Origin of the sequence: Saccharopolyspora sp. SCSIO 74807, assembly GCF_037023755.1 — a bacterium.
Taxonomy (GTDB): domain Bacteria; phylum Actinomycetota; class Actinomycetes; order Mycobacteriales; family Pseudonocardiaceae; genus Saccharopolyspora_C; species Saccharopolyspora_C galaxeae.
On record NZ_CP146100.1, the window covers coordinates 2,403,075 to 2,425,107 of the forward strand.

Here is a 22,033-nt window from a genome sequence, read left to right on the forward strand (position 1 = left end):
CTACGCAAATCATTCTGAAAGAACTTCTTGGAACTTCTTAGGTGGTGACCCGAGTTGGGTGTCGAAGTCGGGGTGCAGGGGCTCACGAAGTCCTTCGGCGCCCACCAGGTGTGGTCGGACGTGTCGCTGACGCTGCCGCACGGGGAGGTCAGCGCCATCCTCGGCCCGTCCGGAACCGGCAAGTCGGTGTTCCTGAAGTCGCTGATCGGGCTGCTGCGCCCGGACCGCGGCCGGGTCATGGTCGAAGACGTCGACATGTGCTCGTGCTCCGAGCGGGAGCTCTACGACGTCCGCAAGCGCTTCGGCGTGCTGTTCCAGGACGGTGCGCTGTTCGGCTCGATGAGCCTGTTCGACAACGTCGCCTTCCCGTTGCGCGAGCACACCCGCAAGTCCGAGGCGGAGATCCGCCGGGTCGTGTTGGAGAAGATGGAGCTGGTCGGCCTTTCCGGGGCGGAGGACAAGCTGCCCGGCGAACTGTCCGGCGGGATGCGCAAACGCGCTGGGCTGGCGCGGGCGCTGGTGCTCGAACCGGAGATCATCCTCTGCGACGAGCCGGATTCCGGGCTGGACCCGGTGCGCACCGCTTACCTCTCGCAGTTGCTGATCGACCTGAACGCGCAGATCGACGCGACGATCCTGCTGGTCACGCACAACATCGACGTGGCGCGCACGGTCCCGGACAACATCGGGTTGTTCTTCCGCGGCAAGCTGGTGCTCTTCGGCGCTCGCGAGGTGCTGCTGACCAGCGAAGAACCGGTGGTCGACCAGTTCGTCAACGGTCGCCGCGCGGGGCCGATCGGGATGAGCGAGGAGAAGGACTCGGGGACCGTGGCCGCCGAGCTGGCCGGGCTGGACGCCACGAGCGCGCCGGCCCCGCGCACCGTCGTCCCGCAGCTGACCCCCGGCCCCGGGTTGCCGGAGCGGATCGCGGTGCGCCGCCGCAAGCAGCGCATGATGCGCGACCTGAACGCCTACCCGCCCGCGGTGCGCGAGCAGGTGCTCGCCGGGTTGTCCGACGCCGAACGCCGCGAGTGGGGCGCCCCGCCGCGGCCTGGCCCCGGTGATCGCCCATGAGTTCTCCCGGTGCCAGCCACCGCGTCCCGCTGCGCGCCGCCTTCGTCGAAGTGGGCCGGTTGGCGACGCTGTCCTGGGAGGTGCTGCGCGCGATGCCGCGGCGGCCGTTCCAGGTGCGCGAATGGGTGCAGCAGGCGTGGTTCTTCGCCAGCGTGACGATCCTGCCGACCGCGATGGTCGCGATCCCGTTCGGCGCGGTGATCGCGATGCAGCTGGGTTCGCTGACCCAGCAGATCGGCGCCCAGTCGTTCACCGGCGCGGCCAGCGCGCTGTCCATCCTGCAGCAGGCGAGTCCGCTGATCACCGCGCTGCTGGTGGCGGGCGCCGGTGGTTCCGCGGTGTGCGCGGACATCGGCGCGCGCAAGATCCGCGACGAGATCGACGCGATGGAAGTGCTCGGCATCTCCGCGATCCAGCGGCTGGTGGTGCCGCGGGTGCTCGGCGCGATCTTCGTGTCGGTGCTGCTCAACGGCCTGGTCAGCGTGGTCGGTGTGGTCGGCGGCTACTTCTTCAACGTGGTGCTGCAGGGCGGCACGCCCGGCGCGTACCTGGCCAGCTTCAACGCGCTGGCGCAGTTGCCGGACATCTACGTCAGCGAGCTCAAGGCGCTGATCTACGGGTTCGTGGCCGGTGTGGTCGCCGCCTACCGCGGGCTGAACCCCGCGGGCGGGCCGAAGGGCGTCGGCGACGCGGTCAACCAGGCCGTGGTGATCACCTTCCTGCTGCTGTTCGCGATCAACCTCGTGATCACCGGCATCTACCTGCAGCTGGTCCCGCCGAAGGAATTGTGAGCGATGGCCGCGACCGAGCAGTACCTGCCGCCGCCGACGGCCTGGCGCCGCCGGCTGTCCCTGCTGGTGTCCAAACCCGGTGACGCGATTGCCGGGCTCGGCTGGCAGCTGTCGTTCTACCTGCGCGCACTGGCGTTGTCCCCGTTGACGTTGCGCAAGTACCCGCGGGAGACGGGCAGGCTGCTGACCGAGGTGATGTTCGGCAGCGGCGCGCTGGCCGTCATCGGCGGAACGCTCGGCGTGATGATCGGCATGACCGTGTGCACCGGCGCGATCGTCGGGTTGCAGGGCTATTCCTCGCTGGACCAGCTCGGCACGTCCGCGCTGACCGGGTTCATCGCCGCCTACTTCGACACCCGCGAGGTCGCGCCGATGGCCGCGGGCCTGGCGCTGTCGGCGACGGTCGGGTGCGGCTTCACCGCGCAGCTGGGCGCGATGCGGATCTCCGACGAGATCGACGCGCTCGAAGTGATGGGGGTGCGCACGGTGCCGTACCTGGTGACCAGCCGGGTGCTGGCCGGGCTGGCCGCGGTGATCCCGCTGTACGTGGTGGGGCTGCTCGGCTCGTACTTCGCGTCCCGGGAGATCACGGTGCTGTTCTACGGGCAGTCGGCCGGTACTTACGACCACTACTTCCACCTGTTCCTGCCGCCGCAGGACGTGCTGTGGTCGTTCGGCAAGGTGCTGGTGTTCAGCCTCGTGGTGATCCTGACGCACTGCTACTACGGCTATACCGCCAGCGGCGGGCCCGCTGGCGTGGGGACCGCGGTCGGCCGGGCGGTGCGCACCTCGATCGTGCTGGTGGCCGTGCTCGATTTCTTCCTGAGCCTAGCCATTTGGGGCTCGACGACCACGGTCCGAATCGCGGGTTGACCGGGGAACGAGGAGTGTCCGATGAGGACTCGTGAACACCGCGGCCGGCGCCGCTACCAGCTCTACGGGCTGGTCTTCCTGCTGGTCTCGGCGTTGTTCTTCGCCGCCATGATCGGCGTCTACCAGAAGGCGTTCACGCCGGTCGTGCCCGTCGCGCTGCACACCGACCGCGTCGGCAACCAGATGCGCGAAGGCGCCGACGTGAAGGTGCGCGGCGTGGTGGTCGGCGAGGTGCGTTCGGTGACCTCCGGGCAGGGCAACGCGGTGCTGAACCTGGCGCTGCAACCGGGAATGGCCGCCGAGATCCCGGCCGGCGTCTCGGCGCGACTGCTGCCGAAGACGCTGTTCGGCGAGCGCTACGTCTCGCTGCAGATGCCCGAGAAGAACTCCGGTGCGCATCTGGCCAGCGGTGACGTGATCGGCCAGGACCGCAGCGGGGCCGCGATGGAGATTGAGAAGGTGCTCGGCGACCTGCTGCCGCTGCTGCAGGCCGTGCAGCCGCAGGACCTCGCGGCGACGTTGAACGCGGTGTCGCAGGCGCTGGACGGGCGCGGTGAGCAGCTCGGCCAGACCGTGCGGGACCTGGACAGCTACCTGGCGAAGTTCAACCCGCAGCTGCCGCGGCTGGAATCGGTCATCGACCGGGTCGACGACGTCGCGCAGACCTACCACGAAGCGGCCCCGGACCTGCTGCGCGCGATGAACGACTTCACCACGACGAGCAAAACCGTGGCACAGCACCAGGATCAGCTCCAGCACCTGTGGCAAGCCACCAACGTCACCGCGGTGAACGCGACCCGGTTCCTGGAAGCCAACCAGGACAACATGATCCGGCTCGCCTCCGACTCCCGGCAGACGCTGGAGCTGTTCGGCCGCTACGCGCCGCAGTACAAATGCGTGCTCGACCAGGTCAACGACAGTATCCCGCTGGCGGAGAAGGCGTTCGGCAAGGGCGATCCGGTGCCGATGCAGAAGGTGACCATCGAGGTCACCGGCAGCCGCGGGAAGTACCTGCCGGGCACCGACTCCCCGGAGTACAACGACAGCCGCGGCCCGCGGTGCTACCCGTGGGTCGAGCCGCCCGCCCGCTTCCCGCAATACCCGCCGGGCGGGGCGCTGAAGGACGGTTCGACGCATCCGCCTCCGCCGCACGGTCCCGGTGAGCAGCTGCCTGCCGGGGGCGAGGCCGCGGCTCCCGCGTCCACCAGCCCGCAGTCCGCCGGAGGGAGCTCGGGCGGCCCGCTGGAACCCAACTCACCCGCCGAACGCGATCTGATCGCCGCGCTGCAAGCGCCGTCGCTGCACCGGCAGCCGAGCGAGGTGCCGGAGTGGAGCAGCTTGCTCGTCGGCCCCGTCTACCGCGGAACGGAGGTGCAGCTGCGATGAGGGGACTGACCGGGCCGCTGCTGAAGCTGATCGCGTTCACCGTCGTCACGGTCGTGCTCACGGCGCTGCTGGCGATGACCGTGGCCGCCTCCAACGTCGGCGGAACTTCCTCCTACGGCGCGAAGTTCGCCGACGCGTCCGGAATCGGCGAGGGCGACGAGGTCCGCATGGCCGGAGTCCGCGTCGGCCAGGTGTCCTCGCTGGAGGTCGTGGACGGCACCCGCGCGCTCGTGCGCTTCGAGGTCGACTCCGCGCGCAAGCTGCCGACGAGCACGGTCGCCACCGTCAAGTACCGCAACCTCGCCGGACAGCGCTACCTCGCGCTGGACGCGGCGATGTCGCCGGGCAAGCCGGTGCTGCCGGCGGGCGGCACGCTGCCGGTGAGCCAGACCCGGCCCGCGCTGAACCTCACGGCGCTGTTCAACGGGTTCCGCCCGCTGTTCCAGGCGCTGCAGCCGCAGGACGTCAACAAGCTCTCCGGCGAGCTGATCCAGGTGTTGCAGGGCCAGGGCGGCACGATCGACAGCATCCTGCAGCACACCGCATCGCTGACCGCCACGATGGCGCAGAAGGACCAGGTGATCGGGCAGGTCATCGACAACCTGAACGCGGTGCTCGGGCAGGTCAACTCCCGCGGCCCGCAGCTGTCCGAACTGATCACCTCGCTGCAACGGCTGGTCAGCGGGTTCGCCGAGCAGCGCGAACCGATCGGCGAGGCGGTCGGCGCGCTGGACGAGCTCACCAACACCACGGCCGGTCTGCTCGAGCAGGCGCGGCCGCCGCTGAAGCAGGACGTCTCCGCGCTCAAGGACCTCTCGAAGGGCCTCAACGCCGGGCTGCCCGGCCTGGAGCACGACCTGCAAACGCTGCCGAACCGGCTGGATTCGCTGACCCGCACGGTCAGCTACGGAAGCTGGTTCAACTTCTACCTGTGCCAGATGAACGGGACGGTCGGCATCGCCGGTCTGGACATCACCGCGCAGGTGCTGCCGCTGCCCCTGACCGAGACGGCGACGAGGTGCCAGTCATGAGCACACCACTGCGGGACCGCGACCAGGCGACCGTCGGGATCGTCGCCCTCGGGCTGCTGATCACCGCCTGCCTGGTGGCGTTCTTCGCCAAGGACCTCCCGCTGATCGGCGGGGGCACCACCTACTCGGCGCGGTTCACCGAGTCGGCCGGGCTAACCGCGGGCGACGAGGTCCAGCTCGCGGGCGTGAAGGTCGGCGAGGTCAGCGACGTGCGACTGGAACGTGATCGAGTGCTGGTGCACTTCACCGTCGACGACGCGCGGGTCGGCGACCGCAGCCGGGTGTCGTTGCAGATCAAGACGCTGCTGGGGGCGAAGAACCTCGCGTTGCAGCCGCAGGGCAGCGCCGAGCAGGACCCGGACGAGACGATCCCGGCCTCGCGGACCGAGGTGCCGTTCGACATCCCGGACGCGCTGGACGAGCTGACCCGCACCACCGAGCGGATCGACACCGACCAGCTCGGCCGCAGTTTCCAGGTGCTCTCCGAGACCTTGCGCGACACCCCGCAGCACTTGGGCGGCGCGGTCGACGGGCTCTCCGCGCTGTCGCGCACGATCGCTTCCCGCGACCAGCAGCTTTCCGAGCTGCTGCACAACACCGCCGGGGTCAGCAAGGTCGCCGCGGACCGCAACGAGCAGGTCCGCAAGCTCGTCGAGGACGGCAACCTGCTGCTCGCGGAACTGCAGCACCGCAAGGAGTCGATCAGTTCGCTGCTGCGCGGCACGCAGGCGGTCTCCACCCAGATCCGCGGCATGATCGCGGACAACCAGGCGGACCTGAACCCCGCGCTGCGCGAGCTCGAGAACGTCACCTCGATGTTGCAGCGCAACCAGGACAACCTCGCGAACACGATCGCCTCGCTCAAGCCGTACGTGACCGGCTTCAACAACACCGTCGGCAACGGGCGCTGGTTCGACGGCTACCTCTGCGGGCTGCTGCCGCCTTCGGTCAGCGCCGGTCCGCTGCAGGTCAATCCCGAGGGCTGCGATCTCGCGCAACAGCAAGGATCGGGGGGCGGACGATGAACACCGCGACCGCGCGGCATCCCGCGGCCACGGCGCTGATCGCGTTCGGCTGCGTGCTCGCGCTGCTGATCAGCGGCGGGCTGTGGTGGGCTTTCCGGAACCCGGACCTGCGGATCACCGCCTACTTCGACCGGGCGGTGGGGCTCTACGAGCACTCGTCGGTGCGCGTGCTGGGCGTCGAAGTGGGCCAGGTCGATTCGGTCGTCCCGGCAGGCGGTCAAGTGCGGGTCGACATGACCGTCGACGAGGGCGTGGCCGTCCCGGCCGGGGCGAAGGCCGTGATGGTCGCGCCGAGCCTGGTCAGCGACCGCTACGTGCAGCTGACCCCGGCCTACACCGACGGGCCGACGATGGCTTCCGGTGCGGTGGTGCCGAAGGACCGCACCATGACGCCCGCGGACCTCGACGACCTCTACCGCAGCGCGAACGCGCTGTCCCAGGCGCTCGGGCCGAATGGCGCGAACAAGCGCGGGGACCTGTCGAACCTGCTGGACACGGCCTCAGCCAACCTCGACGGCAACGGGGAGAAGCTGAACGGCACGATCCAGCGGCTCGGCGAATTGTCCGGCACGTTGGAGCATTCGCAGGGCGACCTGTTCGCCACGGTGGACAACTTGAACGAGTTCACCGCGACGCTGGCTTCCAGCGACGCGCAGGTGCAGGAGTTCTACGGCCGGATCGCCGATGTTTCCGGTTTCCTCGCCGACGAGCGGCAGCAGACCGCGGCTTCGCTGAGTTCGCTGGCGACCGCGCTCGGCGACCTGGAGGGCTTCGTCCGGGACAACCGGGAATCCGCTTCGGCGAACGTGCACAACCTGGCCGGGGTCACCCAGGCGCTGGTGGATCAGCGCGAAGCGCTCGGTGAGGTGCTGGACATCGCGCCGACCGGGGCCAGCAACTTCATCAACGCCTACGACGCCGCGTCCGGTTCCGTCGCGGTGCGGGCGAACATCAACGAGCTGACCAATCCGCCGGTGCTGATGGTCTGCAAGCTGCTGGAGCACTCCACGCCGCAGCAGGTCCCGGAGGACCTGCGCAAGGCGTGCGGTGAGTTGGCGCCGGTGCTGGACGGCACGCTCAAGCTGCCGTCGGTGGGCGAGACGGTGCACCACCTCGGCCAGGGCCAACTGCCGCCGCTGCCGTTGCCGCTGGCCGCGAACACGCCCACCGGGGGCGCTCCGGCCGCGCCGCCGAACGGGGGGCCGTGATGCGACGCCTGCTGGTCTGCGCGCTGGTGACGCTGCTGCTGTCCGGCTGCGGGACCTCGCTGTACGAGGCCCCGCTGCCCGGCGGTGCCGATCTGGGCGATGAGCCGTACCGGGTGCGCGTGCACTTCGCCGACGTGCTGGATCTGGTGCCGCAGGCCGGGGTGAAGGTCAACGACGTGACCGTCGGCAAGGTCGAGAAGATCGGGCTGGCCCCGGACAACACGACCGCGGTCGCCACCCTGGCGGTCAACGGCGACATGCGGCTTCCCGGCAATGCCGAGGCGCGGCTGCGCCAATCCAGCCTGTTGGGCGAGAAGTTCGTCGAACTCGCTCCGTCGGCGAACGAACCGGCGCGCGGCTCGCTGCGCGACGGCGCGGTGATCCCGCTGGAGCGCACGAACCGCAACCCGCAGGTGGAGGAGGTGCTGGGCGCGCTGTCGCTGCTGCTCAACGGCGGCGGAGTCGGCGAGCTGCGCGGCATCGTCGACGAGTTGAACACCGCGATGTCCGGCAACGAACCCAGAATCCGCTCCATGCTGTCCAGAGTGGATGAAGCGGTCACCCGGCTGGACGGGCAGAAGCAGGACATCACCCGCGCCCTGGACGGGCTCAACCGGCTCTCGGCCGATCTGCGCGCGCAGACCGGTGACCTCGTCGCCGGGCTGGACGGGCTGTCGCCGGGATTGCGCACGATCGAGCAGCAACGCGACCAGCTGGTGGCGATGCTCCAGTCGCTGGACCGGTTCTCCGGGGTTGCGACGCACACCATCGATGCCAGCCAGGAAGATCTCGTCGCGGATCTGCGCGCGTTGGAGCCGACGCTGCGCGAGCTCGCCAAGGCCGGCGAGGGATTGCCGAAGGCGATCGGCTACCTGGCCACCTACCCGTTCCCGGAGGAGGCGATGCACCCGCTCAAGGGCGATTTCGTGAACGTGGACGTGGACCTGGATCTCGACTTGACCAGCGTGCTCGGGAATCTCTCCAACAGTTCCGGGCCGCTGCTGCCGCTGCCCGGGCTCAACGACGCGACGCCGCAGGCACCGCAGGAGCCCGGCCGGTCCCCGGTTCCCGGCCTGCCTCCGGACTCGGCTCAGCCGGGACAGGCTCCGCCGCCCGGTCAGTCCGGCGGATTGCTCGACCACCTGCTCGGGGGGAAGTGATGTTCAGCCGAGGCACCAAGATCCGGCTGGGGTTGTTCCTGGCCATCGCGGTCATCGGGATCGGTTTCACCGGTGCCCGGTACGCGGGCGTGGACCGGTTGTTCGGCGGCAACGGTTACGCCGTCACCGTGAACATGCCCGATTCCGGCGGGGTTTTCGTCAATTCCGAGGTGACGTACCGCGGCGTGGCGGTCGGCCGTGTCACCGCGCTGCGGCTCACCGACCGCGGAATGGCCGCCGACCTGCACATCGAGAACGGAACACCGCCGATTCCCGCGGACGCGCGGGCCGCGGTGGCGAACCGCTCGGCGGTGGGCGAGCAGTACATCGACCTGCGCCCGGACGACAACCGCGGGCCGATGCTGGCGGAGGGTTCGGTGATCCCGGTCGAGCGCACCGAGTTGCCGCCACCGCCGGAGTCCCTGCTGGTGAACCTGGACAACCTGGTGACCAGCGTGCCCCTCGACTCGTTGCGCACCGTCGTGGACGAGACGGGGAAGGCTTTCCAAGGCACCGGCCCGCACTTGCAGCAGATGCTGGACAGCACCAGTTCGCTGGTCAAAGCGGCCGATCGGAACCTGCCGCAGACGACGGGGCTGCTGGACAACTCGGATGTGGTGCTGCGGACGCAGCAGCAGGAAGCCGAGCGGATCACCGGTTTCAGCAAGGGTTTGCGGGACATCTCCGGGCAGCTCAAGAGTTCCGACCCGGACCTGCGGCGGCTGATCAACGCGGCGCCGCCTGCCGCGCAGGAGGTGGACGAGCTGTTGCGCACCAGCCGCTCCGGTTTCGAGAAGACCACGGCGAACCTGCTGACCACCATGCAGCTGCTGGAGGTCCGCACGCCCGCGCTGGAGAACATGCTCGTCGCGCTGCCGATCATGTCGGCGGCCAGCCACAGCGCGCAGGACGGCGACGGCCGCGGACATCTGGGCGTGGTGCTGAACTTCTTCAACCCGCTCGCGTGCGAGAAGGGGTATGAGGACACCCAGCGCCGCCCCGGCAGCGACACCACACCGGCCCCGACCAACCGCAACATCGAGTGCCAGGAACCTCCGGGCAGCCCCACCAACGTCCGCGGCTCCGCCAACGTGCCGCGCGCCCCGATCCCCGACGCGGTAGCACCTCCCCAACAGGGCCAGCCGCCACTACCGTTCCCGCTCAACTGACCGGCTTGCCGGGAACCTGCGCCGGTTCAGAACGGAACCGTTCGGCCAGAACGGCCCGCTCACTCGGGGTGAAGCCGATGCGGAACGGCCGGGCAGCATGGGTGGCTGCCCGGCCGAACGCGCCGAGATCGGCTCAGTTGTTGAGGTCGCGGCAGGCGGCCTCGGGAGCCGCGGCGGAGCCGGCCGTATTGCACTTGACCGAGGTCGCGTTGTCCAGCGGGCCGTACTCGCGGAGGCGCTCGTCGCCGATCCAGAACTCGATGGTTTCGCCGGTGACGGGCTCGAATTGGTCCTGCTGACCGGCCGCCACCTCAGCGCGCCGGACTTCGCCGTTGTCGTCGATGAGCTTGTAGGTCAGGGTGTAGTTGCCCTGGTTGTCGATCAGCACCTGGCTCGGCGACCCCGGGCTCGCGGCCGCCATACCGGTGGCTCCGACGACACCGGTGACGGCCAGCAGACCGCCGATGATCGCGCGCTTCGCAGCGGACATCTTCATGATCACGCCTCCTTGAACTCGATATCCCCAGGAAAATGCGGTCGCGACCGTAGAACGTCAGCGCGACCACCCGCACCGCCGAAGCACGGCCGTTTCCCCAGGTCACAGCCCACTTCCGGGAACATCCGGGAAAACCCCGGTGGCGACGCGCGGGATTTCCCGCGCGAATCAGATTCGGTGGAAGGGACGGACCTCTTCGCCCCGACAGATCGGTCGAAGGACCCCTTCACTCGGAAACCCCGCCCGGGTTCGCGCACGTCCCGTTCTGAGTGAACGGCCTGTTCGTCCAATCTATTCGGACGAACGGTCCGTTCGCTCGGGAGATCGTTCGCTCGGGAAGGAAGGGTGCGGGGGCGCGCCGGGGAGGAATGGCGTGCCCCCGCGGGCCTCCGTCGCGCGGCGCCGTGTCGGGGCTGGGCGTCGCGGCGGGCAGGAGGCCGTCCTCGGGGCCCGGCGGCGGAGGGGCGGGAGAGCCGCTCGGGCCCGAGGAAGTTCAGGGATCAGCCGAAGAATCCGGTGATCTTCGGGAGTTCGCTGCGCAGCACCGCGTTGCAGGCTTCGCAGGTGGGAGCCCGGACCCAGTCCAGTTCGGGCACCTCGGCGGCCAGCTCTACTTCGGTTCCGCACACCGCGGTCGCCTCGGTCTGCCCGCACCAGCGGCGCCCGCGGAAGGCGTGTCGCACCACATCACCGCTCGGACGCCAGAAATGCCGCGCGGACTCCTCAGACATCGCAGGCATCCAGGCACTTCCGGCACGCATCGCGGTCGAACTCCCCGTCCGGACACTCGCCACGCCTCAGATGCAGCGGCCCGTACACGAAAACCCCGCACACCGCCGGCAAAACGCCCCCATCCGTCCGCCGCACCGCGTGCCAGAACGAATCCACCGGCCCACACGACGCCGCCCACACTTTGACCGCTGCTTCCACCACGCAGACCTCCTCTTGTCGCGGCCCGTATCGCCGCGGTTCCGCACTCAGAAACCGGATTATCCAGTACACGTACTGTCACATACTTAACCAAGTACGGGTACTGTCATAGATGATCACGATCAGGTGATTCGAGGTGTCCGCGTACTGCGTCTTAGGCTGATCACATGACGCTGCGACGGTTGATGCTGGGCAAGAGCCTGGAAAGGTGGCGCGAGAGTGCCGGGGTCACGCGCGCCGACATCGCGGCCGAACTCGGCTGCACCCCTGACCGGGTGCGCCACTTGGAGAGCGGCCGCAATACGCCGTCCCGACCGGACCTGATCGTGATGTGCTCGGTCTACGGCGTTCCGGAAGATGAACGCGAAGTTCTGCTCACGACCCGGTCGGAGGCTCAGAAACCAGGCTGGTGGCAGACCCACCGCCTGCCCAAGTGGCTCGCGAACTACGTGACCTTGGAGTCCGAGGCGACACGGGTCCGCAACTGGGAAGCCGAGCTGATCCCCGGCCTGCTGCAAACCGAGGCGTACGCGCGTCGGGTGGCCATGGGCGATCCGTCCGCATCGGATGCCGAAGTGGACAAACGGGTCGCGGCCCGGATGCGTCGCCAGGATCGGCTCACAGCGAAGGACGACCCTCTGAATCTCGTGGCGGTGGTATCCGAATCGGCTATTCAACGGTGCGCAGCAGAGCGCGACCTCGCGGACGACCAGTTGGCCCACTTGATCAACGCCGCGAACCTGCCGCACGTGTCGATCCGCGTCATGCCAATGGATTCGGGGATTCACCAGGCCATGGCCGGTGGTTTCGTGCTGTTGAACTTCCCTGCGGATACCTGGCCGGAAACCGGACACCAGGAGTACAACGTCGGCGGCCACCTGGTGGACGACCACGAGGCGGTGCAATCGCTCGCTACGCTGTTCGACGGGCTGCAAGAACGCGCGCTGTCGGAGCACGACACGGCGCACTTGCTCGCGCAGTACACACGTTGATCCGAAAGCGAACGAGCATGGACCTCACACACGCCCAATGGCGCAAATCCAGCCGCAGCTCAGCACAAGGCCAGTGCGTCGAAGTTGCGACGAACATCCCGGGAGTCTGCGGCATCCGGGACAGCAAGGAACCTGGTGGACAAGCCCTGGTGTTAGACGCAGCCAGGTTCGGCGACCTCATCCGGTCAGTGAAGGCCGACCGGTTCGACAGCTAGGTGAACCGGCAGTTCCAGCCTCACGTCAGCGCTCAGCACTGGCGACTCCGTCGAGCTGCTGGGCAGCTACGCGCAGAAGTTGGAAGGGGAGAGAGCATGACATCAAGCAAGATCACCGGGTGGCGTACCAGCAGCCGCACAAGCGCGACCCAAACCTGCGTCGAAGTCGGCGGCGCTCCGGGCATCGCGGGAGTGCGGGACACCAAGGACCGCGACGGCGGCGCCCTCCGCATCACGTCACCACGATGGAGCGACTTCATCAGCGCGATCAAGTCCGGTAGATACGAATACTGAGAGTTTCGTTCGCAGGAGGTGCAGTGGGGGAGCCGTACCGCATCGGTTCGCAGAAGCCCGGCGACCTCGAAGTGGCGAGCTGGAAGCGGCAACTGCGGACCGGGCATCAGCAACGGCAAGATCAAAGTCGCGAGGCCGAAGAGCAAGCCGACGCGATCCGCGCCTTCGAGCTTGTAGTCGTGCCCGGCCTCGTGCAGACGGCGGACTACGCTCGTCGCGTGTTCAGCACTTCCGCTGAGCTCCAGCAAGTACCGCAAGACACCGACGCTGCCGTCCAAGTACGCCTTGAACGGCAACACGCGTTGTACGACTCGGCGAAACATGTGGAACTGCTCATCGCGGAATCGGCCCTGCGCTACTTCGCGTGCCCGGCGCAGACGATGTTGGCGCAGCTCGACCGGCTGCTGGCGCTGTGCGGCTTGTCCACCGTCCGGTTCGGGATCATCCCGCTCGACACGCGCTTGCCGTACATCCCGGCGAGCGGGTTCTGGATCGTGGGCGACGCCGTGTTCGTCGAAACGGTCAACACCGAGATCAACACCGACGACCCTGACGATCTCGCCCTCTACCACCGGCTCATCGACAACCTGTGGCTCGCGGCGGTAGAAGGTGACGAGGCACGACGACTGCTGGTCGGTATCTCCGCGGACTTGTCCGAGCGCTCCACCCCGGCAACCTAGGAGTGATCATGCCCGCGCAGTGGCGCAAGTCCACCAAAAGTCTGCACCGGCCCGAGCAGTGCGTAGAGGTCCGCATAACCGCAGAGCACACCGCCGTCCGCGACACGAAGGACCGCGCGGCGGGCCATTTCACGACGAGCCGACACCAGTGGTCCGCGTTCGTCTCGGCGATCAGAGCCGGTCGCTACGACTGCTGACATCGACCTGGTTGGCCCCTGTTCAGCGAGTCGAAAGCGAGCGATCATGGACCGCACGCACGCCCGATGGCGCAAGTCCAGCCGCAGCTCAGCACACGGACAGTGCGTCGAAGTTGCGACGAACATCTCGGGGATCTGCGCGATCCGGGACAGCAAGCAGCTTGGTGCAGAAGCCCTGGTATTAGACACAACTAGGTTCGGCGACCTCATCCGGGCAGTGAAGGCCGATCGGTTCGACAGCTAGGCGACCCTGCAGCTCCAACCGCCCGGCGACACCGGCGAATACTAGGACTGCGGGGGAACTACGGGTGAGAAGGGGAGAAAACGTGACACCCAGTGAGATCGCCGGATGGCGTACGAGCAGCCGCACGAGCGCAACTCAAACCTGCGTCGAAGTCGGCCGTGCACCGGGCGTTGCAGGGGTGCGGGATACCAAGAATCGCGGCGGTGCAGCCCTGCGAATCGCCAATCCACGGTGGAGCGCCTTCATCGGCGCGATCAAGGCCGGTCAGTACGACCACTGACGTCGAGCTGCGCGGTTGTGCGAGATCGGCCCGGTCACCCCGATCCGGTCGACCGCCGCGGCGTCGGCACCCGATCACCCAGCGGTTGCTGCATTCGGTTGATCACTGCGTTTCGTGCCCCCTGGACGACTGCGAACCGCGCGATACTCGGCCGATGCGTGAATCGGACGACCGAGAGAAGACACGCAACTCGATCTCCGGCGAGTCCCGGGGACCGACGGTGCAAACCGGCTCGGCGCGCGACATCTACTTCGGCAGGCCGAGCGGCCCGGTTAAGTGGATCGGCATCATCCTGGCCTGTGCCTTGGCCGTCGTCATCGTCCTGGCCGCGGTCGATCGGTTCGGTCGTGGCGAGGACGGTGTCCCGGCCGCCGGGCAGCCGAGCTCGGGCACCGCCAATTCGGGAATCGCCGCGGTCCGTTCGGAAGGCAGGGTCGATCTCCGCAACGTGAACCTCGACCTGAAACCGCCGAACATCCAGTCCGACGGGTCCCAACGCAGCGTGTGGGCCAGCGGCATCGATCCGCACGACGAGGCGGGGGAGCCCGAATTGCACGGACTCGGCTCGGGAACCTCCAACGCCCCACCCACCATCGCTGCGTGGAACGGTCCTGACGACCCGAACCGCCAGCAGTGCGCGGACCGGATCGGCAAGCAGGGTGCCGCGAAGTTGACGCTCACCGACTCCAGCCGGTTCTGCGTGCGCACCGCCGGCAACCGGATCGCCTACATCGACGAGGTTTCGTTCGATCCGGCCAAGAACACCGTCACCGCGTTCGCGAGGGTCTGGGAAAGCACGGGCAGCTGAGCCGGTTCAGCCCGCGGCGGAACCGGCCAACCCGAGCAGATCCTCCAGCCGCTCCCGGTGCCGTCGGGGTGTGCCGAACAGGTGGGTTGCGGAGTGCGCACGTTTGAGGTGCAGGTGGGCCTCGTGCTCCCAGGTGATGCCGATGCCGCCGTGCAGCTGGATTCCTTCGGCGGCCACGTCGGCGTAGGTCTCGCAGCAGAAGGACTTCGCCATCGCCGCGAATTCCGCGGCGCGGTCGTCGCGGGTGGCCACCGCCCAGCCGGCGGCTTGGGACAGCGAACGGGCCGATTCGACCGCCACGAACAGGTCCGCGAGCCGGTGTTTGACGGCCTGGAACGAGCCGATCGCGCGGCCGAACTGCTCGCGCACCTGAACGTAGGCGACCGTCTCCTCCAGCCATCGCGTGGCGGCACCGACGTTCTCGGCGGCGAGCGCGGCGGCGGCGACGTCCAGGCAGCGGGTGAGCGCCGGTGCGGCCTGGCCCTCGGCTCCGATCAGCCGAGCGGGCGTTTCGTGCAGGTGCAGCTCGGCCATCGGCCGGGTCAGGTCCATCGGGGCGGAAGCGGCCGGCTCCGCGGCGTCCACTTCGAACAGCGACAGCCCGTGCTCCGTCGCCGCTACGACCAGGACGGCATCCGCCTGCGCCCCGTCCAGCACGAAGCTCTTCTCACCGGTCAGGTGCCAGTTTTCGCCGTCACGGCGCGCTTTCGTGGCGCACGTCGAAGTGCTCCACCAGCTCTGCGGCTCGGCCCACGCGAGCGCGACCACCCGCTCACCCGAGGCGATCCCGGGCAGCAGCCGGGAGCGCGCGTCCGCGTCGTCGGTGGCCAGCAGCAGTTCCGCGCTGATCACCGCGCTGCCCAGGAACGGACCGGCGACGAGCCGCCTGCCGAGTTCTTCGGCGACGATGCCGCTTTCCACCATGCCGCAACCGATCCCGCCGAACTCCTCGGGCACGCTGAGCCCGGCCGCGCCGATCTCACCGGCCAGCCGCCGCCACAACTCCGTGTCGTGCTCGGCGATCGACGCCTCCGGATCCGGGATGTGCGGCCCGCCGCCGCGGTCCACCAGCGCGCGGACTGCCCGCCGCAGGTCTTCCTGCTCCTCGGTGAACGCGAAACGCATCGGATTCCTCTTCGAAACTCGGGTTTTTGGAAGGTGGTTCGCGTAGGTCGCCGCCTAGCGGAACCGCGGCGGTGCCGGTGCTCAGGTGGCCGATAGCAAGCGGCCGACGCCGCACCTACGCGCCGACCGGCGCGGTCTCACCGGCGGCCAGCGCAGCGGCGACCCGTCGCCGGTGCCAGGTCGTGGTGCCCCACGCCGCGTGCAGCGCCGTGGCCTTGGTCGACCACAGGTGCAGATCGTGCTCGGCGGTGTAGCCGATGGCGCCGTGCACCTGCAGCGCGATGCGGCCCGCGAAGTACGCGGCGTCCGAGGCGGCGATCTTCGCTGCCGAAATGTCCCGGGAACGGTGCCGCGGCTCGGCGAGGCAAGCGCCGTGCACCAGCGGCCGGGCGAATTCGAGCCGCACCGCCACGTTCGCCAAGTGGTGCTTGACCGCCTGGAACCGCCCGACCGGCCGGCCGAACTGGTGGCGTTCCTGCACGTACCGGGTGGACATGTCGAGCAGCCGCTGCCCGATGCCGAGCAGCTGCGCCGCGCAGCCGAGCGCGCCGAGGTCGAACGCCTCGGCGACCTGCGCGCCCGGAACCGGCTCACCAGCGGATTCGATCGTCCACAAGCGACGGGCCGGGTCGATGGAGTGCTGCGCCACCGCATCCGGCCGTTCCGCGACCGTGGCGCGCTCCCCGTCGCACTGGAACACCGCGTCGGCGGCATCGGCGTCCAGCGCCCGCGGCACGTGCTCGGTGAACGTCGCGGTGCCGACCGCGTTCCCGGAAGCGATCCCGGGCAGCCACCGCTCGGCTGCGGCGGTGTCCGCGAGCAGCGCAGGCACGACGGCGATCGACTCGACGCACGGCCCGGGAAGTCCGGCGCGCCCGAGCTCTTCCAGGCAGGTCACCAACTCGACCGGCCCGAGGCCGAGACCGCCGAACCGCTCCGGAACGGCGACCCCGCACAACCCCATCTCGCCGAGCTGCGCCCAAACCCGGCGCCACGGAGCCGCGTCGCCCGCGGCCCAGCTGCGCGCGATCGCCGCGCCGTCGCCTGCGTCGAACAACGCGCGCAACGCCTCGGCCATGTCCTGCTGTTCGGTGGTGCGGGTGAACCTCAACGCGGCTCCCTGGGCAGGCCGAGCACGCGCTCGGCGATGACGTTGCGCTGGATCTCGTTGGTGCCCGCGTAGATCGGCCCGGCCAGCGCGAACAGGTAGCCGTCCGGCCAGGCGCCGCCATCCGGTGCGGCGGGCGATCCGGCGGTGAGTTCGGCGTCCGGCCCCAGCAGGTCCATCGCCGCCTCGTGCAGCGCGATGTCCAATTCGGACCAGAAGACCTTGTTCATGCTGGACTCCGGCCCGACCGGGCTGCCCGCGAGGACCTTCGTGACGGTCTCGAAGGTCGCCAGCCGGTAGGCGCTCGCGCCGATCCAAGCGTCGACCACCCGGTCCTGCAGCTGCGCGGCACCGTTCCACGACTCGACGAGCCGCTGCGCCGCGGCGAGGAACCTGCCCGGGCTGCGCAGCGACAACCCGCGCTCGCTGCCGGTGGTGCTCATCGCGACCCGCCAGCCTTCGCCGACCTCGCCCAGCACGTCGGAGTCCGGCACGAAGACGTCGTTGAGGAAGATCTCCGCGAACGCCGGCTTGCCGTCGATCCGCCCGATCGGCCGCACCGTCACGCCCGCGGCGTCGAGCGGGAACAGGAAGTACGTCAGCCCGCGGTGCCGCTCGGCATCGGGATCGCTGCGGAACAGCCCGAACGCCCAGTCCGCGAACGCGGCCCGCGAACTCCACGTCTTCTGCCCGGACAACCGCCAGCCGCCCGGCACCCGGCGCGCTCGGCTGCGGATTCCGGCCAGGTCGCTGCCCGCTTCCGGCTCCGACCAAGCCTGCGCCCAGACGTCCTCGCCGGAAGCCATTCGCGGCAGGAAGCGTTCCCGCTGCTCGGCCGTGCCGTGCTCGAACAGCGTCGGCGCGAGCAGGAAGATCCCGTTCTGCCCGACCCGGCCGGGCGCGCCCGCGGCGTAGTACTCCTCCTCGAACAGCAACCACTGCACCAGCGAGACGTCCCGGCCGCCGAACTCGACGGGCCAGGACACGACCGAGAAACCGGCCGCGTGCAGGGTCTTCTCCCACTGCCGGTGCGCGGCGAAACCGGTTTCGGTCTCCAGCGACGGCAGCGGTTCGGCGGGCACGTTCGCCCGCAACCAGGTGCGCACCTCGTCGCGGAAGGCGAGGTCTTCGGCGGAGAACGTCAGATCCACGGCAGCCTCCCCGCGCTCACTCGGCGGCGCGCTTCATGCTCTTGGCGTCCATGCCGCTGAGCGAGTCCTGCTCGACCTCGGCGTTGTGCGCGTGCGCCAGGTGGTGCAGCCCGAACGCGGAATCGAGCCCGCTGTGCCGCCCCATGAGGTCTTCGGCCTGGTTGACGGCCTTCTTCGCCAGCGCCAGCCCGAACCGCGGCATCGCGGCGATCTCGCCGGCCAGTTCCAGCGAGGTATCGGTCAACTGCTCGCGCGGGACGACCCGGTTGACCATCCCCACCTCGTAGGCCCGCTGCGCGCTCATCCGCTTGCCGGTGAACAGGAACTCCTTCGCGATTCGCGGCCCGAGCACCCACGGGTGCACGAAGTACTCCACGCCCGGAATGCCCATCCGCACCACGGGATCGGCGAAGAACGCGTCCTCGGCGGCCACGATCACGTCGCACACCCACGCCAGCATCAGGCCACCGGCCACGCACGCGCCCTGCACGCTCGCGACGACGGGTTTCGGCATGTCCCGCCAGCGGCGGCACATTCCCAGGTAGACCTCCTGCTCGCGGGCGAACCTGGACTCGCCGCCCGCCTTGTCGGTGTGGCCCCACCACAGGCCCGCGCGGCGCTCGTAGTCCACGTCGACATCGCGGCCCGGTGAGCCGATGTCGTGCCCTGCTGAGAAGTGCTCACCCGCGCCGGCGAGCACGATGACCTGGACCTCGTCATCGGCGCAGGCGCGGTAGAACGCGTCGTCCAGTGCGTAGGTCATCGCGGAGTTCTGCGCGTTGCGGTAGTTCGGCCGGTTCATCGTCACGACCGCTGTCGGACCGTTGCGCTCGTAGCGCACGATCGGTTCCTCTTCGGCCATCGTCACCCTCCTCGTCCGGGAGTCGCGCCGTCGTGCTCCGAGGTTAGCGAAACTAGCAAGTGCTTGGTAGGCTTCCGGTCCAGTCGGAGCTTCCAGCGGGGCGCACACCGCTTTTCCAGCAGGGCTCACACCGTGATCGGCCGGAGGTGCTTCGGATGGATCTCACCGACAGCGCGCAGGAAGCGGCGTTCCGCCGGGAAGTGCGGGAATGGCTCGGCGACAACCTCACCGGCGAGTTCGCCCAGGCGCGGGGACTCGGCGGACCGGGACGTGAGCACGAAGCGTTCGACGTGCGGCTCGCATGGGACCGGCACCTCGCGGCAGCGGGCTGGACCTGCCTGGGCTGGCCGGAGGAGTTCGGCGGCCGCGGCGCGTCCATCGCCCAGCAGGTGATCTTCCACGAGGAGTACGCCAAGGCGGGCGCGCCGGTCCGGGTCGGGCACATCGGCGAGGAGCTGATCGGTCCCACGATCATCGCGTTCGGCACCGAGCAGCAGCAGCGGCGGTTCCTGCCGCCGATCGTGGGCGTGCGGGAGCTGTGGTGCCAGGGCTACTCCGAGCCCGGCGCCGGGTCCGACTTGGCGAACCTGTCCACCGCGGCGCACCGCGACGGCTCGGACTGGGTGGTGCACGGCCAGAAGATCTGGACCTCGCACGCGCACGTGGCCGACTGGTGCTTCCTGCTCGCGCGCACCGATCCCGCCGAGCGCAGGCACCGCGGGCTGTCCTACCTGCTGGTGCCGATGGATTCCGCGGGCATCGAGGTGCGGCCGATCGTGCAGCTCACCGGTACTTCCGAGTTCAACGAGGTGTTCTTCGACGGCGCGCGCACCGACGCGACCAACGTCGTCGGCGAGCCCGGCGACGGCTGGCGGGTCGCGATGGGCACGCTCGGTTTCGAACGTGGCATCGGCACCGTCGACCAGCAGGTGGTGTTCCGCCGCGAGCTGGAAAGCATCACCGAGCTCGCCCGTTCCGGCGGTGCGCTGGACGATCCGGTGCTGCGGGACAAGATCAGCCGGGCCTGGATCGGCCTGGAGATCATGCGGTTCAACGCGCTGCGCACGCTGACCGGGGTCGCCGAGGGGACCGCGGGACCGGAGGCGTCCATCGCGAAGCTGTACTGGGCGAACTTCCACCGCGGGCTCGGTGAGCTGGCCGTCGAGGTCGCCGGTGCGTGCGGCCTGGTCGCGCCGGACGGCGAGCTCGACGAGCGGCAGCGGCTGTTCCTGTTCACCCGCGCCGACACGATCTACGGCGGTTCCGACGAGATCCAGCGCAACATCATCGCCGAGCGGGTGCTCGGGTTGCCGAAGGAGGCCCGGCCTTGAGAACACCGACCGAACCGGAACCGCACGGCCTGCTGGCGGGCAGGACCGCGGTGGTGACCGCGGCCGCCGGGACCGGCATCGGCTCCGCGGCCGCGCGCCGGATGATCCGGGAAGGCGCACGCGTCGTGATCAGCGACTCGCACCAGCGGCGGCTGGAGGCCACCCGCGCCGAGCTGGCCGAACTGCCCGGTGCCGAAGTCATCGCGGTGCCCTGCGACGTCACCGACGTCGAGCAGGTCGAGCACCTGCTGGACGCCGCGGCCGAGGCGTTCGGGCGGCTCGACGTGCTGGTCAACAACGCCGGGCTTGGCGGGACGGCGCCGATTCAGGACATGACCGACCAGCAGTGGAGCCGCGTGCTGGACGTGACGCTGAACGGCACGTTCCGGTGCACGCGGGCCGCGATCCAGCGCTTCCGAGATCAGGGCGGTGGGGGCGTGGTCGTCAACAACGCCTCGGTGGTCGGCTGGCGCGCGCAGGCCGGGCAGGCGCACTACGCCGCGGCGAAAGCGGGCGTGATGGCGCTGACCAGGTGCGCGGCGGTGGACGCCGCGGAGTTCGGGGTGCGGGTGAACGCGGTGGCGCCGAGCCTGGTGATGCACGAGAACCTGGCGAAGGTGACCTCCGACGAGCTGCTGACCGAGCTGGAGTCCAAAGAGGCGTTCGGCCGCTCCGCCGAACCTTGGGAGATCGCCAACGTGATCGTCTACCTGGCCGGTGACTACTCGTCCTACCTCACCGGCGAGGTCATCTCCGCCAGCAACCAGCATCCGTGACACCCGCGCGCCCCCGGAGCGAACGGACCGCTCGTCCCAATAGATTGGGCCAACGGGCCGTTCGCTCCGAAAACCAGAGCACTCCGAGAACAAGGGCACTGCCGGCGGAACGAGCGGGTGCGCGGGGTCGGCAACGGCCAGTGAGAGGATGAGGACATGGCGGAGACCAAGCGCTCGACCGGTCGCGCGCAGCGCCCGGCGGCGGCTGAGGCGGGCGGTTCGCAGCGGCGCGCGGAGCTGCTGGCGATCGCCGCCGACCTGTTCGCCGAGCGCGGTTTCGTGGTCACCACCGTGCGCGAGATCGCCGACGCCGCGGGCATCCTCTCCGGCAGCCTCTACTACCACTTCGATTCCAAGGAATCGATGGTCGACGAGATCCTGCGCGAGTTCCTGGACTTCCAGCAGCGGCTCTACGACGAGGTGCTGCACGAGAAGACCGACCCGCGCGGCACCATCACCGAGCTGGTCCGGCAGTCGTTCCGCGCGATGAACGAATACCGCTCGGCGGTCACGATCTACCAGAACGAGGCGAAATACCTCCAGCAGTTCGAGCGCTTCAGCTACCTGCGCCGCGCCGCGAACGACTTCGAGCGCACCTGGATGAAGGTGCTGCAGCAGGGCCAGCAGGCCGGGATCTTCCGCAGCGACCTCAACGTGAAGATCGCCTACCGGTTCATCCGGGACACCGTTTGGACCACGGTGCACTGGTACAACCCGCGCGGCCGGTTGAACGCCGACGTGATCGCCGAGCAGCACATCACGATCCTGTGCGAAGGGATCATGACCGGGCAGGGGTGAGCCTGCCCGGCCGCGTTCGCCGGCAGCGC

26 protein-coding genes are annotated in these 22,033 nt (G+C 69.2%); 20 read left to right on the forward strand and 6 right to left on the reverse strand.

Annotation, left to right across the window (positions count from 1 at the left end; genetic code table 11):
- The first annotated feature begins 54 nt into the window (after positions 1-54).
- Genes V1457_RS11015 through V1457_RS11055 form a run of 9 tightly spaced genes read left to right on the forward strand, consistent with a single transcriptional unit; the run spans position 55 to position 9,717 of the window.
- Positions 55-1,074 (forward strand): ABC transporter ATP-binding protein, encoded by a 1,020-nt coding sequence (locus tag V1457_RS11015; protein ID WP_338603143.1) that lies wholly within the window; start codon positions 55-57, stop codon positions 1,072-1,074.
- Positions 1,071-1,865, forward strand: a complete 795-nt coding sequence (locus V1457_RS11020; protein ID WP_200069181.1) for an ABC transporter permease — start codon at positions 1,071-1,073, stop codon at positions 1,863-1,865. Before V1457_RS11015 ends, V1457_RS11020 begins: the two co-directional genes overlap by 4 nt.
- Before the next feature lie 3 nt (positions 1,866-1,868).
- Positions 1,869-2,738, forward strand: a complete 870-nt coding sequence (locus V1457_RS11025) for an ABC transporter permease (RefSeq protein WP_295145592.1) — start codon at positions 1,869-1,871, stop codon at positions 2,736-2,738.
- A gap of 21 nt (positions 2,739-2,759) precedes the next feature.
- A complete protein-coding gene (locus tag V1457_RS11030; RefSeq protein ID WP_338603149.1) occupies positions 2,760-4,124 on the forward strand; it encodes an MCE family protein in 1,365 nt (454 codons plus the stop codon).
- Positions 4,121-5,155, forward strand: coding sequence for an MCE family protein (locus V1457_RS11035; RefSeq protein WP_338603152.1), 1,035 nt, complete (start codon positions 4,121-4,123; stop codon positions 5,153-5,155). Before V1457_RS11030 ends, V1457_RS11035 begins: the two co-directional genes overlap by 4 nt.
- Positions 5,152-6,180 (forward strand): MCE family protein, encoded by a 1,029-nt coding sequence (locus V1457_RS11040; protein WP_200069185.1) that lies wholly within the window; start codon positions 5,152-5,154, stop codon positions 6,178-6,180. Before V1457_RS11035 ends, V1457_RS11040 begins: the two co-directional genes overlap by 4 nt.
- Positions 6,177-7,388, forward strand: coding sequence for an MCE family protein (locus V1457_RS11045; RefSeq protein ID WP_200069186.1), 1,212 nt, complete (start codon positions 6,177-6,179; stop codon positions 7,386-7,388). The genes V1457_RS11040 and V1457_RS11045 overlap by 4 nt, the downstream gene beginning before the upstream one ends.
- Positions 7,388-8,548: an MCE family protein gene (locus V1457_RS11050; RefSeq protein WP_338603157.1), complete on the forward strand. Its 1,161-nt coding sequence runs from the start codon at positions 7,388-7,390 to the stop codon at positions 8,546-8,548. Before V1457_RS11045 ends, V1457_RS11050 begins: the two co-directional genes overlap by 1 nt.
- The gene (locus V1457_RS11055) at positions 8,548-9,717 is read left to right on the forward strand and encodes an MlaD family protein (RefSeq protein ID WP_338603160.1); all 1,170 of its coding nucleotides are present in this window, start codon (positions 8,548-8,550) and stop codon (positions 9,715-9,717) included. The genes V1457_RS11050 and V1457_RS11055 overlap by 1 nt, the downstream gene beginning before the upstream one ends.
- Positions 9,718-9,850: 133 nt before the next feature.
- On the opposite strand, the gene V1457_RS11060 is transcribed toward V1457_RS11055, so the two are convergent.
- Complete coding sequence (locus V1457_RS11060) at positions 9,851-10,213, reverse strand: hypothetical protein (protein ID WP_338603163.1); 363 nt, start codon at positions 10,211-10,213, stop codon at positions 9,851-9,853.
- A gap of 500 nt (positions 10,214-10,713) precedes the next feature.
- Positions 10,714-10,944 carry a hypothetical protein gene (locus V1457_RS11065; protein WP_200069190.1) on the reverse strand — a complete coding sequence of 77 codons (231 nt, stop codon included), beginning with the start codon at positions 10,942-10,944 and terminating at the stop codon, positions 10,714-10,716.
- Between the two features lie 366 nt (positions 10,945-11,310).
- Between V1457_RS11065 and V1457_RS11070 the strand changes: the two genes are divergently transcribed.
- The 8 genes from V1457_RS11070 to V1457_RS11105 all read left to right on the forward strand — a co-directional run bounded on the left by V1457_RS11070 (position 11,311) and on the right by V1457_RS11105 (position 14,853).
- On the forward strand, positions 11,311-12,135 hold the full coding sequence (locus V1457_RS11070; RefSeq protein ID WP_200069191.1) for a helix-turn-helix transcriptional regulator: 825 nt from the start codon (positions 11,311-11,313) through the stop codon (positions 12,133-12,135).
- 17 nt (positions 12,136-12,152) lie between these two features.
- Positions 12,153-12,350, forward strand: a complete 198-nt coding sequence (locus V1457_RS11075; RefSeq protein WP_200069192.1) for a DUF397 domain-containing protein — start codon at positions 12,153-12,155, stop codon at positions 12,348-12,350.
- Positions 12,351-12,446: 96 nt separating this feature from the next.
- Positions 12,447-12,644, forward strand: a complete 198-nt coding sequence (locus tag V1457_RS11080; protein WP_200069193.1) for a DUF397 domain-containing protein — start codon at positions 12,447-12,449, stop codon at positions 12,642-12,644.
- Positions 12,645-12,667: 23 nt separating this feature from the next.
- Complete coding sequence (locus tag V1457_RS11085) at positions 12,668-13,324, forward strand: DUF5753 domain-containing protein (RefSeq protein ID WP_338603171.1); 657 nt, start codon at positions 12,668-12,670, stop codon at positions 13,322-13,324.
- A gap of 8 nt (positions 13,325-13,332) precedes the next feature.
- Positions 13,333-13,521, forward strand: coding sequence for a DUF397 domain-containing protein (locus V1457_RS11090; protein ID WP_338603173.1), 189 nt, complete (start codon positions 13,333-13,335; stop codon positions 13,519-13,521).
- A 46-nt stretch (positions 13,522-13,567) separates the two neighbouring features.
- Complete coding sequence (locus V1457_RS11095; protein WP_338603176.1) at positions 13,568-13,765, forward strand: DUF397 domain-containing protein; 198 nt, start codon at positions 13,568-13,570, stop codon at positions 13,763-13,765.
- A gap of 82 nt (positions 13,766-13,847) precedes the next feature.
- Positions 13,848-14,045 carry a DUF397 domain-containing protein gene (locus tag V1457_RS11100; RefSeq protein WP_338603179.1) on the forward strand — a complete coding sequence of 66 codons (198 nt, stop codon included), beginning with the start codon at positions 13,848-13,850 and terminating at the stop codon, positions 14,043-14,045.
- A gap of 154 nt (positions 14,046-14,199) precedes the next feature.
- Complete coding sequence (locus V1457_RS11105) at positions 14,200-14,853, forward strand: hypothetical protein (protein ID WP_338603182.1); 654 nt, start codon at positions 14,200-14,202, stop codon at positions 14,851-14,853.
- 6 nt (positions 14,854-14,859) lie between these two features.
- On the opposite strand, the gene V1457_RS11110 is transcribed toward V1457_RS11105, so the two are convergent.
- The 4 genes from V1457_RS11110 to V1457_RS11125 all read right to left on the reverse strand — a co-directional run bounded on the left by V1457_RS11110 (position 14,860) and on the right by V1457_RS11125 (position 19,099).
- Positions 14,860-15,978, reverse strand: coding sequence for an acyl-CoA dehydrogenase family protein (locus V1457_RS11110; protein ID WP_338603185.1), 1,119 nt, complete (start codon positions 15,976-15,978; stop codon positions 14,860-14,862).
- A gap of 115 nt (positions 15,979-16,093) precedes the next feature.
- Positions 16,094-17,089, reverse strand: coding sequence for an acyl-CoA dehydrogenase family protein (locus tag V1457_RS11115; RefSeq protein WP_338603188.1), 996 nt, complete (start codon positions 17,087-17,089; stop codon positions 16,094-16,096).
- Positions 17,086-18,237 carry an acyl-CoA dehydrogenase family protein gene (locus V1457_RS11120; RefSeq protein ID WP_338603191.1) on the reverse strand — a complete coding sequence of 384 codons (1,152 nt, stop codon included), beginning with the start codon at positions 18,235-18,237 and terminating at the stop codon, positions 17,086-17,088. The genes V1457_RS11115 and V1457_RS11120 overlap by 4 nt, the downstream gene beginning before the upstream one ends.
- A gap of 16 nt (positions 18,238-18,253) precedes the next feature.
- Positions 18,254-19,099: an enoyl-CoA hydratase gene (locus V1457_RS11125; RefSeq protein WP_338603194.1), complete on the reverse strand. Its 846-nt coding sequence runs from the start codon at positions 19,097-19,099 to the stop codon at positions 18,254-18,256.
- A gap of 155 nt (positions 19,100-19,254) precedes the next feature.
- On the opposite strand from V1457_RS11125, the gene V1457_RS11130 reads away from it, so the two are divergent.
- The 3 genes from V1457_RS11130 (at position 19,255) to V1457_RS11140 (ending at position 22,004) form a co-directional block, all read left to right on the forward strand.
- On the forward strand, positions 19,255-20,430 hold the full coding sequence (locus V1457_RS11130) for an acyl-CoA dehydrogenase family protein (RefSeq protein ID WP_338603197.1): 1,176 nt from the start codon (positions 19,255-19,257) through the stop codon (positions 20,428-20,430).
- Positions 20,427-21,206: an SDR family oxidoreductase gene (locus tag V1457_RS11135; protein WP_295143243.1), complete on the forward strand. Its 780-nt coding sequence runs from the start codon at positions 20,427-20,429 to the stop codon at positions 21,204-21,206. The genes V1457_RS11130 and V1457_RS11135 overlap by 4 nt, the downstream gene beginning before the upstream one ends.
- A 156-nt stretch (positions 21,207-21,362) precedes the next feature.
- Positions 21,363-22,004, forward strand: coding sequence for a TetR/AcrR family transcriptional regulator (locus V1457_RS11140; protein WP_200069202.1), 642 nt, complete (start codon positions 21,363-21,365; stop codon positions 22,002-22,004).
- Positions 22,005-22,033 lie beyond the last annotated feature (29 nt).

Coding starts and splice junctions, on each gene's coding strand:
- V1457_RS11020 (WP_200069181.1), top strand. CDS start 1,071: ATGAGTTCTCCCGGTGCCAGCCACCGCGTCCCGCTGCGCGCCGCCTTC.
- V1457_RS11025 (WP_295145592.1), top strand. CDS start 1,869: ATGGCCGCGACCGAGCAGTACCTGCCGCCGCCGACGGCCTGGCGCCGC.
- V1457_RS11030 (WP_338603149.1), top strand. CDS start 2,760: ATGAGGACTCGTGAACACCGCGGCCGGCGCCGCTACCAGCTCTACGGG.
- V1457_RS11035 (WP_338603152.1), top strand. CDS start 4,121: ATGAGGGGACTGACCGGGCCGCTGCTGAAGCTGATCGCGTTCACCGTC.
- V1457_RS11040 (WP_200069185.1), top strand. CDS start 5,152: ATGAGCACACCACTGCGGGACCGCGACCAGGCGACCGTCGGGATCGTC.
- V1457_RS11045 (WP_200069186.1), top strand. CDS start 6,177: ATGAACACCGCGACCGCGCGGCATCCCGCGGCCACGGCGCTGATCGCG.
- V1457_RS11050 (WP_338603157.1), top strand. CDS start 7,388: ATGCGACGCCTGCTGGTCTGCGCGCTGGTGACGCTGCTGCTGTCCGGC.
- V1457_RS11055 (WP_338603160.1), top strand. CDS start 8,548: ATGTTCAGCCGAGGCACCAAGATCCGGCTGGGGTTGTTCCTGGCCATC.
- V1457_RS11060 (WP_338603163.1), bottom strand. CDS start 10,213: ATGAAGATGTCCGCTGCGAAGCGCGCGATCATCGGCGGTCTGCTGGCC.
- V1457_RS11065 (WP_200069190.1), bottom strand. CDS start 10,944: ATGTCTGAGGAGTCCGCGCGGCATTTCTGGCGTCCGAGCGGTGATGTG.
- V1457_RS11070 (WP_200069191.1), top strand. CDS start 11,311: ATGACGCTGCGACGGTTGATGCTGGGCAAGAGCCTGGAAAGGTGGCGC.
- V1457_RS11075 (WP_200069192.1), top strand. CDS start 12,153: ATGGACCTCACACACGCCCAATGGCGCAAATCCAGCCGCAGCTCAGCA.
- V1457_RS11080 (WP_200069193.1), top strand. CDS start 12,447: ATGACATCAAGCAAGATCACCGGGTGGCGTACCAGCAGCCGCACAAGC.
- V1457_RS11090 (WP_338603173.1), top strand. CDS start 13,333: ATGCCCGCGCAGTGGCGCAAGTCCACCAAAAGTCTGCACCGGCCCGAG.
- V1457_RS11095 (WP_338603176.1), top strand. CDS start 13,568: ATGGACCGCACGCACGCCCGATGGCGCAAGTCCAGCCGCAGCTCAGCA.
- V1457_RS11105 (WP_338603182.1), top strand. CDS start 14,200: ATGCGTGAATCGGACGACCGAGAGAAGACACGCAACTCGATCTCCGGC.
- V1457_RS11110 (WP_338603185.1), bottom strand. CDS start 15,978: ATGCGTTTCGCGTTCACCGAGGAGCAGGAAGACCTGCGGCGGGCAGTC.
- V1457_RS11125 (WP_338603194.1), bottom strand. CDS start 19,099: ATGGCCGAAGAGGAACCGATCGTGCGCTACGAGCGCAACGGTCCGACA.
- V1457_RS11130 (WP_338603197.1), top strand. CDS start 19,255: ATGGATCTCACCGACAGCGCGCAGGAAGCGGCGTTCCGCCGGGAAGTG.
- V1457_RS11140 (WP_200069202.1), top strand. CDS start 21,363: ATGGCGGAGACCAAGCGCTCGACCGGTCGCGCGCAGCGCCCGGCGGCG.